The 14,240-nt window shown below is 66.0% G+C and carries 16 protein-coding genes and 1 tRNA gene; 6 read left to right on the top strand and 11 right to left on the bottom strand.

Annotated features, from left to right (window positions below):
* Positions 1–2: 2 nt before the first annotated feature.
* Both pafA and ACJH5R_RS06205 read right to left on the bottom strand, forming a co-directional pair.
* On the bottom strand, positions 3–1,361 hold the full coding sequence (gene pafA / locus ACJH5R_RS06210) for a Pup--protein ligase (protein WP_406757012.1): 1,359 nt from the start codon (positions 1,359–1,361) through the stop codon (positions 3–5).
* 61 nt (positions 1,362–1,422) lie between these two features.
* Positions 1,423–2,046, bottom strand: coding sequence for an ANTAR domain-containing response regulator (locus tag ACJH5R_RS06205; protein ID WP_406757011.1), 624 nt, complete (start codon positions 2,044–2,046; stop codon positions 1,423–1,425).
* Between the two features lie 80 nt (positions 2,047–2,126).
* Between ACJH5R_RS06205 and ACJH5R_RS06200 the strand changes: the two genes are divergently transcribed.
* Positions 2,127–2,203 (top strand) — tRNA-Leu (locus ACJH5R_RS06200).
* A 360-nt stretch (positions 2,204–2,563) separates the two neighbouring features.
* Here ACJH5R_RS06200 and ACJH5R_RS06195 read toward each other — a convergent pair.
* The 3 genes from ACJH5R_RS06195 to ACJH5R_RS06185 all read right to left on the bottom strand — a co-directional run bounded on the left by ACJH5R_RS06195 (position 2,564) and on the right by ACJH5R_RS06185 (position 3,857).
* Positions 2,564–3,025: a hypothetical protein gene (locus tag ACJH5R_RS06195; protein WP_406757010.1), complete on the bottom strand. Its 462-nt coding sequence runs from the start codon at positions 3,023–3,025 to the stop codon at positions 2,564–2,566.
* A gap of 102 nt (positions 3,026–3,127) precedes the next feature.
* Positions 3,128–3,535, bottom strand: a complete 408-nt coding sequence (locus ACJH5R_RS06190; protein ID WP_406757009.1) for a PASTA domain-containing protein — start codon at positions 3,533–3,535, stop codon at positions 3,128–3,130.
* Between the two features lie 25 nt (positions 3,536–3,560).
* Positions 3,561–3,857 carry a hypothetical protein gene (locus tag ACJH5R_RS06185; RefSeq protein ID WP_406781495.1) on the bottom strand — a complete coding sequence of 99 codons (297 nt, stop codon included), beginning with the start codon at positions 3,855–3,857 and terminating at the stop codon, positions 3,561–3,563.
* A gap of 298 nt (positions 3,858–4,155) precedes the next feature.
* Here ACJH5R_RS06185 and ACJH5R_RS06180 point away from each other — a divergent pair, with 298 nt between their 5' ends.
* Positions 4,156–4,719 carry a hypothetical protein gene (locus ACJH5R_RS06180; protein ID WP_406757007.1) on the top strand — a complete coding sequence of 188 codons (564 nt, stop codon included), beginning with the start codon at positions 4,156–4,158 and terminating at the stop codon, positions 4,717–4,719.
* A 6-nt stretch (positions 4,720–4,725) separates the two neighbouring features.
* Here ACJH5R_RS06180 and ACJH5R_RS06175 read toward each other — a convergent pair whose 3' ends face one another.
* Complete coding sequence (locus ACJH5R_RS06175) at positions 4,726–5,052, bottom strand: YnfA family protein (RefSeq protein ID WP_406757006.1); 327 nt, start codon at positions 5,050–5,052, stop codon at positions 4,726–4,728.
* Positions 5,053–5,128: 76 nt separating this feature from the next.
* Between ACJH5R_RS06175 and ACJH5R_RS06170 the strand changes: the two genes are divergently transcribed.
* From ACJH5R_RS06170 to ACJH5R_RS06155, 4 genes are all read left to right on the top strand, one after another.
* Positions 5,129–6,439 carry an adenylate/guanylate cyclase domain-containing protein gene (locus ACJH5R_RS06170; RefSeq protein WP_406757005.1) on the top strand — a complete coding sequence of 437 codons (1,311 nt, stop codon included), beginning with the start codon at positions 5,129–5,131 and terminating at the stop codon, positions 6,437–6,439.
* 76 nt (positions 6,440–6,515) lie between these two features.
* On the top strand, positions 6,516–7,769 hold the full coding sequence (locus ACJH5R_RS06165; RefSeq protein ID WP_406757004.1) for an alpha/beta hydrolase fold domain-containing protein: 1,254 nt from the start codon (positions 6,516–6,518) through the stop codon (positions 7,767–7,769).
* Positions 7,770–7,801: 32 nt separating this feature from the next.
* On the top strand, positions 7,802–8,410 hold the full coding sequence (locus ACJH5R_RS06160; RefSeq protein WP_406757254.1) for an HdeD family acid-resistance protein: 609 nt from the start codon (positions 7,802–7,804) through the stop codon (positions 8,408–8,410).
* A 100-nt stretch (positions 8,411–8,510) separates the two neighbouring features.
* Positions 8,511–9,077 carry a DUF4190 domain-containing protein gene (locus ACJH5R_RS06155; RefSeq protein WP_406757003.1) on the top strand — a complete coding sequence of 189 codons (567 nt, stop codon included), beginning with the start codon at positions 8,511–8,513 and terminating at the stop codon, positions 9,075–9,077.
* Positions 9,078–9,103: 26 nt separating this feature from the next.
* On the opposite strand, the gene ACJH5R_RS06150 is transcribed toward ACJH5R_RS06155, so the two are convergent.
* The 5 genes from ACJH5R_RS06150 to trpA all read right to left on the bottom strand — a co-directional run bounded on the left by ACJH5R_RS06150 (position 9,104) and on the right by trpA (position 14,226).
* Positions 9,104–9,982 (bottom strand): acyl-CoA thioesterase II, encoded by an 879-nt coding sequence (locus tag ACJH5R_RS06150; protein ID WP_406757002.1) that lies wholly within the window; start codon positions 9,980–9,982, stop codon positions 9,104–9,106.
* A complete protein-coding gene (gene pyk / locus ACJH5R_RS06145; protein WP_406757001.1) occupies positions 9,982–11,400 on the bottom strand; it encodes a pyruvate kinase in 1,419 nt (472 codons plus the stop codon). Before pyk ends, ACJH5R_RS06150 begins: the two co-directional genes overlap by 1 nt.
* Positions 11,401–11,491: 91 nt before the next feature.
* Positions 11,492–11,866: an NINE protein gene (locus ACJH5R_RS06140; protein ID WP_406757000.1), complete on the bottom strand. Its 375-nt coding sequence runs from the start codon at positions 11,864–11,866 to the stop codon at positions 11,492–11,494.
* Between the two features lie 42 nt (positions 11,867–11,908).
* Complete coding sequence (gene lgt / locus ACJH5R_RS06135; protein WP_406756999.1) at positions 11,909–13,456, bottom strand: prolipoprotein diacylglyceryl transferase; 1,548 nt, start codon at positions 13,454–13,456, stop codon at positions 11,909–11,911.
* Positions 13,453–14,226, bottom strand: a complete 774-nt coding sequence (gene trpA, locus ACJH5R_RS06130) for a tryptophan synthase subunit alpha (RefSeq protein ID WP_406757253.1) — start codon at positions 14,224–14,226, stop codon at positions 13,453–13,455. Before trpA ends, lgt begins: the two co-directional genes overlap by 4 nt.
* Between the last annotated feature and the right edge of the window lie 14 nt (positions 14,227–14,240).

The raw sequence follows: 14,240 nt of genomic DNA, 5'->3' as shown, positions 1-14,240 counted from the left end.
CGCTACATGCTGGCGATCAGGCGCTTGACCCGCTCGTCGACCGACCGGAAGGGGTCCTTGCACAGCACGGTGCGCTGGGCCTGGTCGTTGAGCTTGAGGTGCACCCAGTCGACGGTGAAGTCACGGCCGGCTGCCTGTGCGGCACTGATGAATTCGCCGCGCAGTTTGGCGCGGGTGGTCTGCGGCGGGGTGTCGACGGCTTCGTCGACGTCCTCGTCGGTGGTGATGCGGGTGGCCAAGCCTTTACGTTGCAGCAGATCGAACACCCCGCGCCCGCGCTTGATGTCGTGATAGGCCAGGTCCAACTGGGCAATCTTGGGATCGGACAGCTCCATGTTGTAGCGATCCTGGTAGCGCTGGAACAGCTTTCGCTTGATCACCCAGTCGATCTCGGTGTCCACCTTGGCGAAGTCCTGGGTTTCGACGGCGTCGAGTTGGCGGCCCCACAAATCGATGACCTGCTCGAGTTGCGGATTGCTGGCCCGGGTCTGCACGTACTCCACGGCCCGCCCGTAGTACTCGCGCTGGATGTCCAGGGCACCGGCCTGCCGGCCGCCGGCCAGGCGCACCGGCCGCCGACCGGTGACGTCGTGGCTGACCTCGCGGATCGCCCGGATCGGATTGTCCAGCGAGAAGTCCCGGAAGGACACCCCGGCCTCGATCATCTCCAGCACCAGCGCCGCGCTGCCCACCTTGAGCAGGGTCGAGGTCTCGGACATGTTGGAGTCGCCGACGATGACGTGCAGGCGCCGGTACTTCTCGGCGTCGGCGTGCGGTTCGTCGCGGGTGTTGATGATCGGCCGGGACCGGGTGGTGGCGCTCGAGACGCCTTCCCAGATGTGCTCGGCGCGCTGGGACAGGCAGAACGTGGCGGCCTTGGGGGTCTGCAGCACCTTGCCGGCGCCGCAGATCAGCTGGCGGGTGACCAGGAACGGCAGCAGCACGTCGGAGATCCGGGAGAATTCCCCGGCGCGCACGATCAGGTAGTTCTCGTGGCAGCCGTAGGAGTTGCCGGCCGAATCGGTGTTGTTCTTGAACAAGTAGATGTCGCCGCCGATGCCCTCATCGGCCAGCCGCTGCTCGGCGTCGATCAGCAGGTCTTCGAGTACGCGTTCACCGGCCCGGTCGTGGGTGACCAGCTGAATCAGGTTGTCGCACTCGGCGGTGGCGTACTCGGGATGGCTGCCGACATCGAGATACAACCGAGCGCCGTTGCGCAGGAACACATTCGAGCTACGCCCCCACGACACCACCCGGCGAAACAGATAGCGCGCCACCTCGTCGGGCGACAGCCTCCGATGGCCGTGGAAGGTGCAGGTGACACCGAACTCAGTCTCAATGCCCATGATTCTGCGCTGCACGTCATCGAGCGTACTGGTTGAACCAGCGCAACGGGGCTCAGCTGCGCTGGTGGCGCGGCGGTCAGGCCGGTGGGTTGACCGGGGCCTCGACGTTTTCCAGCACCACTTCGGCCACCTGCCGCATGGTGGTCCGCTTATCCATCGCCGCGCGCTGAATCCACTTGAAGGCCTCGGGCTCGGTGAAGCCGTGCGCGGTCTGCAGCACGCCCTTGGCCCGCTCGACGAGCTTGCGGGTTTCCAGCTGGTCGGACAGGTTGCTGACCTCGCGCTCCAGGGCGGTGATCTCGTCGGCCCGGCTGAGCGCCAGCTCGATCGCTGGGACCAGGTCACCGGCGGTGAACGGCTTGACCAGGTAGGCCATCGCCCCGGCGTCGCGGGCGCGTTCCACCAGATCGCGCTGGCTGAACGCGGTCAGGATGACGATCGGTGCGATCCGCTTGGCGGCAATCTCCGAGGCCGCGTCGATGCCGTCGCGGCGCGGCATCTTCACATCCAGGATCACCAGGTCCGGTCGCAGCAGCTCGGCCAGCTCGACGGCTTCTTGTCCGTCGCCGGCCTCGCCCACCACTTCATAGCCCTCTTCGCGCAGCATCTCGGCGAGATCCAGGCGGATCAGCGCCTCATCCTCGGCGATCAGCACCCGTCGGGCTGGGCGTGGGCTGCTGTCGGACGTGGGCTCGGTCATCCCCCTATTCTGTCGTGGCTGCCGGCTGGGGCAACCCCGAGGGGCATCGTCTAAGGTAGGAAGCCGCGCGTCAGCGCTGGGCCCTCGTATCCCAACTGGCAGAGGAAACGGATTCAAAACCCGTGCAGTGTGAGTTCGAATCTCACCGAGGGCACCACCAGTAGCAGGTCAGATTGATTTTGAGCTCAACTCGGCCAACCCACTCGGCGCCAAAAGTCCGCAGGAGCCTTTGCTGTGGAGGCTGGGCTCACGTAAACGCAGGGTTCGTGCAGGAATCAAGGACCGTTGGCGCCTGCCTACAAATCTGGGCAAGCGAGCTAGCCGGGCTACAGACATGAATATCGGCACGTCAGGATTGGCTCCGTTCCGCAAGGCTCACAAGCGCGGAGCGCAATTCTAGGTCGGGACGACCTTCCGCTTGAGCCTCTCGCCGCATGGCTCGCAGACAAAGGAGTGCTGCGCAACGGGAATGTCCTGCGAGTATTGGCATTTGAAACACTTCAGCAGCACTACGTTGTCATCTTCCGAGGTCATCGCGGTCGCTGATGCGCGGCTCCGGCGTCATTGGTGAGGTGGTGCGGTCGACTCGTTTCTCGTCGCGCCGGAACAGGTATATGCCGATCACTTCGCCGGTCACAACCACGTGTTGACCAGACGCAAGGAATTTGTCGCGGCTGTTCTGTCCGGTCTGGATGTAGACCCAGTCGGCGTGCAGAAGGTGCCAGCCAGTCTCTTCGATCTGACCCAGCAGGTCAGTTCGGCTCAGTTTCCGGCGAATCGTTCCCTGGGTGGCGGAGTTGAACGCCGCATTGGTGAAGCCGGTGACCGATGAGTGGGGTATCTCGATCTGGAAGAACTCATCGCCTCGCGCAAACGCTTGTGCGGCCTTGCCTTGTGGGGACGCCCAATACGCGGCCTCGGCCTTTTTTGCGGCGTCTGCTGCGCGCTGCTCGTCGGTCTTCATGCTAAACAGCGCCATGATCCAATTCCCCTCAGTTGAGACAAGGTGACTTCTCCTCCGAGCGACAACCCAATCGGCGCCGAGGCGTAACGGCGGTATGACGCGGTTGGGCCGCATTGGTCAGTCCTTGTATACCTTCATGATTACCGGCGCATTAGCGTCGACAACGCTCCCGGGTGGAGGCTCGATGCTTACAACTGTCCAGTTTGCCGCGTTGAACACGTTCTGGTATTTGGGATTCGCTGACGAGAGCGACACGTCGGTAAGGCCGAGTTGTTCGAGAGTCCTACGCGCAATCCGGGCATTCTGGCCTTGCACCTCAGGAATCGTGACCTCTATTGCGACGGGCGCGGGCCTGCTGGTAGCTGGCGTGGTTTCCGCCCAATCGGACGTGACGGGAGCCTGAGTAATGGTCACGCTTTGTGTGATCGTCGCGGTCGGGGTCGAGCTTTCTGCTTGGCTGCCGCAGCCCGCGAGGAGGGCCGCGGCGACAACAACCGCCGCAGCGCCACCGCCTTTTGTTTTCACGGACCTGGAGGCCGCTGCTGATGCTCTAGACACCAGCGGGTGACAGCGTGGCGTAGTGGACGTTGACCATTCTCGCGTGGTCGGGAATCGGGATCATCGTCCGACCGTCGACTGAGTAATTCTCGATCATTCCGCCGCCGATATCGCAGGTGTAGTCGGCACAAACCTCGACGTAGCCTCCCGTCGAGTCCGTTGGGTTTGCCCAGTAGTAGCCGGGCGTGATGTCGTCCGGAACCAGAAGTGCACCGGTTGATGGCACGGCGTTGCACGGCGCGGCGAGCAGTATCCCGATTCCTGCGCTGCTTGCGCCAATGAAACTCATGGCCGTTCGAGAGAACACTCCACCTCCAATAGAGTCGATTCGGTCATAAACATAGACATTCGTGCGGATGCACACTACCCGCTAGGGAGCACTGTTGACATCCGTAGGCAGATATTCGGGAGGAAAGCGACGCCCGCCGGACGATGTGGCCGCGCGTCGGTGCTTGCCGCTCGGGACCAGCTCGGGGCTTCCCGGCCTCCCTACGGTTGCATCGGTCAGGCGCCGTTCGTCATTGTCGCCCCCTACCGGCACTGCCGAACTTAGACTCGGGCCGCGACTGGGCAGCCGAGGAGGGCCGTTGAGGAAATCGGTGCTGAGCGTTCTGGTGCTGCTGTTGGGCGTGTCGGTCGGCTTTCTGGTGTGGACGTCGAACCATGCGCACCAGACCAAGCACGTGCCGGCCAAGGCTCGCGGGCAATTCGAAGACGCATCATCTGGCCATGACGGCGGCATCGGCGGCAACCTCCTGCAACGCGACCCCCTACAGGAGCTTGCTCGCGAGCCCAGTTATGACGACTGCGAATCGTGCCACCTGCCGTTTGTGCCGTTTTTCGGGACGCGGGCCGGGTTCAACTGCGAAATCAATTACCGGCGAGCAGAACTGCCCGATGCGGCTTACTGCATGTCGGTCAATCCGCCGCAGCACGTATCGATGGATACCGACGGGGAGTTATCGGTTTGCCGTGACAGCGTCAATTGCTTGTCCAATCCCCCGTTCGATCAGCCGATTCTCCCGTTTGGCCAGAGCGCGGGTGCCGGACCGTTCACCTGCCAATCGGAAGCCGCCGGGGTGACCTGCACCGTCAATTCATCAGGGCGCGGCTTCGTGATCTCAAGTTCGGGGATCGAAGCAGTCGGCTGAGGCCCGTCAGCGCGGCGAATACATGATCACGCCCACCCCGATCAGACAGATCAGCGCACCCAGGACGTCGGCACGGTCGGGCCGGAAACCGTCGAACGCCATGCCCCACGCCAGCGAACCGGCGACGAACACCCCGCCGTAGGCGGCCAGGATCCGGCCGAATTGGGCGTCGGGTTGCAGGGTGGCCACGAAGCCGTACAAGCCCAGGGCGATCACCCCGGCGCCGGCCCACAGCAGGCCGCGGTGCTCCCGCACTCCCTGCCACACCAGCCAGGCCCCGCCGATCTCTGCGATGGCAGCCAACACGAACAGCGCGATGGAACGCATGACCATGAGCGCTGACCCTAGACGCAGCCCTCGACCTGGTGAAACCACCAACGGCCCTGCTCCCCGGATTAGGCTGTCGCTTGTGTCCGTCAAGCGGTTCCTCGCGGTGCCGGCCGAGGCTCAAAGCCCCTACCGGCGCACACACTGCATACCGGCCCGTACCCGGCATTACGCGGCGCGGCTATCGCAACGGCTGCGGATCCTCAAGCTGTCTGCCGGACTGGCGGCGCTGATCAGCGCGGGCTGGGGACTGCTGGAGATCTGGGTTGACCCGGCCTACTGGTGGATCGGCGCGATCAATCTCGTCGCCGCCGCCGCGCTGGCCCTGACCCCGCTGCTCTACCGCTACGGCGAACTCATCGCGCCCCTGGCCTTCGTCGCCATCGCCTACTCGACGACCGCCATCGTCTGCTGGGTGGTGGGCACCGGGTCGGGCATCCAGTTCTATTTTCTGGCCTCGGCATCGATCAGCGTGCTGATTCTGGGCGTGGACCGGATCAAGCTGGCCGCCGTCGTGGCCGGCATCGGTGCGGCGCTGACCATCGCACTGCAGTTCCTGGTCCCGGCCGACAACCTGCACCAACCCGAGTGGCTGCACAACTTTTCCTACGTGCTGGTGGTGGTCTCGGCGTGCTTCATGGTGGTCGCCACGGTCTGGTTCGCGCTGCGCGAGATCTCCCAGGCCGAAGCGGCGATGGAGGCCGAATACGAACGCTCCGAAGCCCTGCTGGCCAACATCTTGCCCACCGCGGTGGCCGACCGACTCAAGAACCCGGCTGTGGACGTGATCGCCGATAGCTACACCGACGCCTCGGTGCTGTTCGCTGACATCGCCGACTTCACCCGCCGGGCCAGTCAGACCGACCCCGGCCAGCTGGTTGGGTTCCTCAACGACCTCTACAGCGACCTGGATCGGCTCGTCGATCAACACGGTCTGGAGAAGATCAAGACCAGCGGCGACTCCTACATGGTGGTCAGCGGCGTTCCCGACCCGAGACCCGATCATCTGCATGCGCTGGCGCGCCTGGCGCTCGACATCGCGGCGACCGTCGCCGACCTGCGCGACCCGCTGGGCCGGCCGGTGTCGCTGCGGATCGGCCTGGCCACCGGGCCGGTGGTGGCCGGAGTCGTGGGCAACCGCCGGTTCTTCTACGACGTGTGGGGCGACGCGGTGAACCTCGCCTCCCGGATGGAGTCGACGGGCGCGCAGGACCGCATCCAGGTGCCGCAGACGGTGCACGAGCGACTCAACGATGACTTCGTGTTCGAGGAGCGCGGCGACGTCGACGTCAAAGGCAAGGGCGTCATGCGCACCTGGTTTCTGGTCAACGCCCGTCCCCCGGCGTCGCACGGCCCGGCGCCGCGATCGCTGTCGGCGACCCCAGCGGGCTGACCCGCACAGACCGGGGTGGTTCGGCCGGCTTCGGTAGGGTGCCGAATCAGGTCGTCCCACAACGCTGAGGAGCGCAATGCGAAGGCTTTTGGCCGTGCTCGGTTCGCTGGCCGGTCTGGCCACCACCGTCAACGGGTATCGCCCGCTGACCAAGCGCGGTTATCCGTCGCTGTACGCGTTCGCGTTCGGCCTGTTCGCCTCGGAGCTGCCGTTGCAGCTGATCGCCGGTCAGTCCGCGGCGTTGGCGGCGGTGAGCCGGCGGCTCTCACCGCGGGCTCGGCGGACCAGCTGGCTGCTGTCGGCGCTCTCCTGGCTGGGCCTGTTGGGGCTGAACTATGCCGGGCGTACCGCCAATAGACCGCTGACCGAGGCACTGGACGCCGAACTCGGTGCGGGACGACGCACCGAAAGCCGGGACCTGTGGAAGCGGCCGGGCCCCGACGCGGAAATCGCCAAGGCACCCGGCGTGGTGCGGATGATGCGGGTCTACCAGGACTACGCCACCGACTCCGACATCCCCTACGGCGAATACGGCGGCCGCAACACCCTCGATGTGTGGCGGCACCGCGACCTCCCCCGCGACGGCCGCGCTCCGGTTCTGCTGCAGATACCCGGCGGCGCCTGGATGGTGGGAAGCAAACGCGGCCAAGCGCATCCGCTGATGGCCCACCTGGTGGAACGCGGTTGGGTGTGTGTATCGATCAACTACCGGCTCAGTCCACGTTCCACCTGGCCAGACCACATCATCGACGTCAAGCGGGCTTTGGCGTGGACCAAAGCGCACATCGCCGACTACGGCGGCGACCCGGACTGGGTCGCGGTGACCGGTGGCTCAGCGGGTGGTCACCTGTGCGCGTTGACCGCGCTGACCGCGAACGATCCTCGTTTTCAGCCGGGTTTCGCCGACGCCGACACCAGCGTGCGCGCAGCGGTGCCGTTCTACGGGATCTACGACTTCACCGGTGAGACCGGGCTGCACCCGCTGCTGACCCCGGCATTGGGGGCCTATGTGTTCAAGCAGAGCCGGCGGCGTTTCCCGGACACCTACCGTGACGCCTCCCCGATGACCTATCTATCCGCTGACGCCCCACCGTTTTTCGTGCTGCACGGACGCAATGATTCGTTGGTGCCGGTGGAACAGGGCCGCGCGTTCGCCGACCGGCTGCGAGAGGCCAGCACGAGCCCGGTGGTCTATGCCGAGTTGCCGGTGGCGCAGCACGCTTTCGACATCTTCGGCTCGCCCCGCGCTGCGCACACGGCGGTAGCCGTAGAACAGTTCCTTGCAGAGATCTACGCCCGGCAGACTATGCAGGTCATCACCGGTAGCTGAACGGCATCCAATACCCGGCCGGAACGCGGTATCTGTGCCAGACTGCGGCCATGGAAACATCGGTTTCAAGCCTGCTGCCGAATCTGTGGAAGTCGACACTGGTCTCTGGTGTCTTGGCCCTCGTCTTGGGCGTGCTGGTCTTGGTCTGGCCGGGCCGGTCCATCATTGCCGCTGCTGTGCTGTTCGGCGTGTACCTGGTCGTCACCGGAATCGCGCAGTTGATCTTCGCTTTCAGCCTGCCCGTCATGTCCGCCGGCGGACGGGTGTTGCTGTTCCTCAGCGGCACCGCGTCGGTGATTCTGGCGGTCCTGTGTTTCCGGCACTTCAACTCCGACGAGGAAGCCCTGGCGGTGTTGCTGCTGGCCATCTGGGTCGCGGTCGGCTTCATCTTCCGCGGAGTGGCGACCGCCGTGGCGGCCATCAGCGATCCGGCGCTGCCGGGCCGGGGTTGGCAGATCTTCATGGGCGTCGTCAGTCTGCTGGCCGGTCTGGTGACGCTGGCGTCGCCGTTCGCCTCGCTGTGGGTGCTGGCCCTGGTCGTCGGCAGCTGGCTGATCGTCATCGGCATCGTCGAGATCGTCACCGCGCTCAAGATTCGGAGCGCATCCCACGACGTCGCTGCGGCGCTGTCGGCCGGGTAGCGGCGCCAGACGGTCCGCGGCCTGTTCGCCCAGTCGCGGGTACCCTTGGGTTCTGACCTGTTTTGACACCTGCCTGAAGCTCTGATCTGGAGTCTGCTCAATGCCCGAGTCCGGCATGCCCTCGCTGTCGCCTGAGCCTCAGCAATCCTGGCCGTCGCCCGGTCCCAGCTATCCCCCGCCGCCGGGTTATCCGTACCCGTATCCGGCGCCCGGGCAGTACCCCGGCTATCCCCCACCTGCGGCGCCTCCCGCGCTCAGGAACGGTGCGGGCATCGCAGCCCTGATCGTTGCGATCGCGGGCATCGTGACCGCGTTGTCGGTGATCGGCGGCGTGGGACTGGGCCTGGCAGCCATCGTGCTCGGCATCATCGGGCGTGGCCGCGCCAAGCGCGGGGAAGCCGACAACGGCGGTGTCGCTCTCGCCGGGATCGTCTTGGGTGCGCTGGCGGTGATCGCCGGTATCGGCTGCATCTTCGTCTATGTCGGCATCTGGCGGACCGCCGGCGCCGGCGACTACGTGGCGTGCATGAGCAAAGCCGGATCGGACACGGACGCCCAGCAGCAGTGCACCGAACGGTTCCGTGAGCACTTCGAGAACACCTTTGGCAGCGGTCCCGACGCCCCCATGGTGCAGGAGGAATCGGACTCCGCGCTGATGCCGGCCTAGTGGCCTAGCAGCTTCCCGCCATCGGCCTAGCGCTTCGAGTTCGGGAAGTACTTCAGCACGCCTTCTTGCGTGACGGTGGCCAGCAGTTGCCCGGATCGGTCGAAGAAGTGTCCGGTGCCCAGCCCGCGGGAGTCCGCCGCCACCGGTGACGACGTCGCATACAGCACCCAGTCGTCGAACCGCACCGGCCGGTGAAACCACACCGTGTGGTTGGCGCTGGCCGCGAAGATCCGGTCGAAGCCCCAGGACAGCCCGTGGGTGGTGATGATGGAGTCGAGCACCGTGGTGTCCGACGAGTAGACCATCATCGCGGTGTGCAGCACCGGGTCCTCGGGGATCACCCCGCCGGCCTTGACCCAGACCCGGTTGTGGCCCAGTTGGCCACCCTTGTCCCGCATCACCCAGGCCGGGTCGTTGGTGTAGCGCCACTCGATCGGGTGCGGTGCTTTGACGAAGCCCGGGACGACTTCCTCGTAGCCGTTGAGCAGTTCGCGCAGCCGGGGCAACGTCTCGGGCTCGGCGACCGTGGGCGCCTCAATGCTGTGTTCCAGCCCGCTCCCCCCGGACAGGTACGAGACCATCGACGTGGCGATCAAGGTGTCACCCTGCAGCGCGTCGACCCGGCGATTGGCGAATCGGCGTTCGTCGCGCAGTCGGTGCACCCGGAATTCGATGTCGCGGGCCGGATCGCCACCGTTGATGAAGTGGACCGACAGCGCACCGGGCGGTAGGTGCGCGGCCACGGTGCGGCTCGCGGCGACGAACGACTGTGCCATCAGTTGGCCGCCGAAGGTGCGCAAGGGCGTCTTGCTGGGGTGCGATCCGACGAAGACATCGTCATCAACACTCTTGAGATCCAGTACGGCCAGCAGCTCCTCGAGATCCGTATTCGGCTCGGACGACACTAGATGTCGTCCTCCCCGATCCGGTGCACGTGAATCATGTTGGTGGAGCCTGTGGTTCCCGGCGGAGCCCCCGCGACGATGACCATCAGATCACCGCGCTCGTAGCGACCCAGATCGAGCAGCGCCTTGTCCACCTGGCGGATCATCCCGTCGGTCGAGTCAGCCTGCGGAACGATGAACGTCTCGGTCCCCCAGGTCATCGCCAACTGGCTACGGATCTCCGGGAGTGCGGTGAACGCCAACAGCGGCAGCGGGGTGTGCAACCGGGCCAGCCGCCGCACGGTGTCACCGGACTGGGTGAACGCCACCAGTGCCTTGGCGTCCAGGCGTTCACCGATCTCGCGTGCGGCAAACGAGATGACGCCGCGCTTGGTGCGCGGCACGTGCGTCAACGGCGGTGCCGCCGTGGAGTTCTGCTCCACCGCGCAGATGATCCGGCCCATGGTCCGTACGGCATCAAGGGCGTGCTTGCCCACCGCGGTCTCCCCGGACAGCATCAACGCGTCGGCGCCGTCGAGCACCGCGTTGGCCACGTCGGACGCCTCCGCCCGGGTGGGCCGGAAGTTCTCGATCATCGACTCCAGCATCTGAGTCGCCACGATCACCGGGCGCGCGTTCTCGCGGGCCACCTGGATGACCCGCTTCTGCACCAGCGGCACCTCTTCGAGGGCCAGTTCCACGCCCAGGTCACCGCGGGCCACCATGACCGCATCGAAGGCCAGAACCACGGCCTCGAGGTTCTCGATCGCTTCGGGCTTCTCCATCTTGGCGACCACCGGAACCCGTCGGCCGACCCGGTCCATCACTTCGTGCACCAGCTCCACGTCCGACGGTGAGCGCACGAACGACAGCGCCACGATGTCGACGCCGAGCTTCAGCGCGAACTCCAGGTCGTCGATGTCCTTCTCCGACAGCGCCGGTGCGGAGACGTTCATGCCCGGCAGTGACATGCCCTTGTGGTTGCTGACCGGGCCACCCTCGGTGACCGTGCAGACCACGTCGTCACCGTCGATGTGATCCACCACCAGCCCGACCTTGCCGTCGTCGACCAGTACCCGGTCTCCCGGGGCGGCGTCGGCGGCCAACTTCTTGTAGGTGGTGGACACCCGGTCGTGGTCGCCGGGGCAGTCGGCGACGGTGATGCGCACCGTCTCGCCGTTGGCCCAGTAGGTGGGGCCGTCGGCGAAACGCCCCAATCGGATCTTGGGGCCCTGAAGGTCGGCGAGTACCCCGACAGCCCGCCCGGTCGCATCCGAGGCGGCGCGCACCCATTCGTAGGACGCCTGGTGGTCTGCGTGCTCACCGTGACTGAAGTTCAGGCGGGCCACATCCATGCCCGCGTCAACCAGTGCCCGGACCATCTCCGCGGAGCGGGTCGCAGGACCAAGAGTGCAGACGATCTTTCCGCGTCTATTCACGGCGCCAGCATAGTCGGGCCGGCTGAGCTACCTCCCTCAGGAATGGTTGCCGGCAGCGAAAAACCATGTGACGCACGGGTGCGCCGGTTGATCAGCTGACGTCGCGCAGCGGTCGGCCCTGTTTATCGCGCACTCGGCCGCTCAGTATCAGGATCGCGTCGATGACACCCCAGACGAACGGCACGACGATCCCGAGCCCGTATGTGGTGATGGTGGCCAGTACACCGATCGCCAGTTGCACCAAGCCCAGACCGGTTTGGCCCAAGTACATGCGGCCGAAGCCGAGGAATCCGAAGAACCCCAGCAGCTGTAGCAGTGCGGCAGTGACTTTCGACTTCGGTGAGTAGGGCTGTCCCGTCCTCGGATGGCGGCCGTAGGGCGCCCACATGTCCGGATAGCCCGGCGGTGGCGGGTAGGGCTGCCACCGGCCGTACGGACCTGCTGGAGGCCACGACGGATCGGTCATGTCTGCAGCATGCCAGAAATGCCGGATACGACGGCTGGTCCGCTATCGGTCCTGGTCGGCGTCGTCCGAATCGTCGGTGTCGTCGGTGTCGTCCGGTTCGGCCTCGACGGCTTCGGGTTCCTCGGCGACCTCGTCAACGGGATCGTCGGGAAGTTCGGCGTCGTCGGCGCCGTCGTTCTCCGAATCTTCCGACTCCGCGCTCTCGGCGCTGTCCGGTTCGGAATCGGCCGCTTCGTCTTCGCCGTCGTCCGCCGCCGCTTCCGGCTCGGGCTCGGGCTCTGCTGCGTCCTCGGCGGGCTCCTCGGCTGCGTCCTCCTGGACTAGCTCTGGCTCCTCGGAGTTGTCAGTGTCCTGAGCCGGCTGGTCTTCGGTGAACTCGGCGTCATCTTCCTCAACGGCCTCGTCCTCAACGGCCTCGCCGGTTTCGTCCGCGTCCTCAGCCGGGGCTTCGTCGTCAGCGTCGGTGTCCCGCTCGGCTTCCGGCTCTTCCTCCTCGGACGCCTCGGACGTTTCCGGCTCATCCTCGTCGGACGCCTCGGATTCGTCGGCGGTCTGCGCATCTGCCGATTCGGCTTCGCCGGTAAGTCTTTTCGGCACTCGAACCACGGAGCCGACACCGTTGGAGACGCCGGCCGCCACCAGCTCGGCGTCCTCGGCCTCGTCGTGCTCTTCCTGCGGCTCCGCCTCGGCAGCGTCCGGCTCGTCGACTCCCTCGGGTTGCCATGCTCGACGGATCGCTTCGGGATCTTCCCGCCCCTTGGTCGCGAGCAGGATGTACACCACCGCGCCGATGAAGACGAACGTCGACGTGAAGGAGTTGACCCGGATCCCGGCGATATGGGTCGCGGCATCGTCGCGCAGCAACTCGATACCGAACCGGCCGATGCAGTAGCCCGCGACGTAGAGCGCGAACAGCCGTCCGTGCCCCATGCGGAACCGTCGGTCGGCGTAGATCAACACCAGGAACACCACGAGGTTCCACAACAATTCGTACAAGAACGTGGGTTGGACGATCTTGTAGAGCTCGCCGGTCGATACGCCGTCGAGCAGGTGCGGATCCCGGACCCCGGCGGCGTCCTCGCGCCAGAAGATCTCCAGGCCCCACGGCAGCGTTGTCTCCCGGCCGTAGAGCTCCTGGTTGAAGTAGTTCCCGATGCGCCCGATCGCCTGGGCCAACACGATCCCGGGCGCGACGGCGTCACCGAAGGCGGGCAGGGAGATCCCGCGGCGGCGGCAGCCGATCCACGCGCCGACCCCACCGAGCGCCACCGCGCCCCAGATCCCCAGACCGCCGTCCCAGATCCGCGGCGTCGCTTCCCATCCGACGCCGCCCTCACCGAAGTAGGTACGCCAGTCGGTCATCAGGTGATACAGCCGCCCACCGATCAGCCCGAACGGCACCGCCCACAACGCGATGTCATAGATGACGCCCGGCTCTCCGCCACGGGCCCGCCACCGGCGATCACCGAGCAGCAGGGCGGCGACGATCCCGATGATGATGCACAAGGCATAGGCCCGAATCGGCACCGGACCGAGGTGCCAGACTCCGCGCGCAGGACTGGGAAAATAGGTCAGCCAATCCAACGTCATTGCGTTGAAATCCTTTGACGCACGCCGGAAGCAAGCTCTCGCGTCAACGTCCGCAGCTCGGTCAAGCCGTCGGCGAGCGCGGTGACCAGCGCCGAACCGACGATGACACCGTCGGTGTAGGCACCGATTTCGGCGGCCTGCGCGCCCGATCGCACGCCCAGCCCCACGCCGACGGGGATGTCGGAGACTCCGCGCACCCTGGCCACCAGCTCCGGCGCCGCGTTCGACACCGTGTTGCGGGCGCCGGTGACGCCCATGGTGGAGGCGGCGTAGACGAATCCGCGGGTCGCTTTGACGGTCTCGGACAGCCGCTGCGGCGTCGACGAAGGCGCCACCAGGAAAATCCGATCCAGCGCATGCTGTTGCGACGCGGCCATCCAGTCATCGGCTTCGTCGACGATCAAGTCGGGGGTGATCAGACCCAGTCCGCCGGCTGACGCCAGGTCGCGGGCGAACGCGTCGACGCCGTAGCGCAGCACCGGATTCCAGTAGGTCATCACCACGGCACGCCCACCGGCCTTGGTGATCGCCTCGACCGCGGTCAGCGTGTCGCGCACCCGTACCCCGCCCTGCAAGGCGGTCTCGGTGGCGCGTGCAATGGTCGGGCCGTCCATTCCCGGGTCGGAATAGGGCACGCCGACTTCGATGAGGTCACAACCGGATTCGACCAGTGCGGTCAGCGCGGCGATGGAACCCGGCACATCCGGGTAGCCGGTGGGCAGATAGCCGATCAGTGCGGCGCGGCCCTCGGCTCGGCACGCGGCGAACATCGGGGCGAGCCGGT

The organism is Mycobacterium sp. SMC-19, assembly GCF_045310815.1.
In the GTDB taxonomy this organism is placed as follows: domain Bacteria; phylum Actinomycetota; class Actinomycetes; order Mycobacteriales; family Mycobacteriaceae; genus Mycobacterium.
This window is presented reverse-complemented; position numbering and strand designations above follow the sequence as displayed.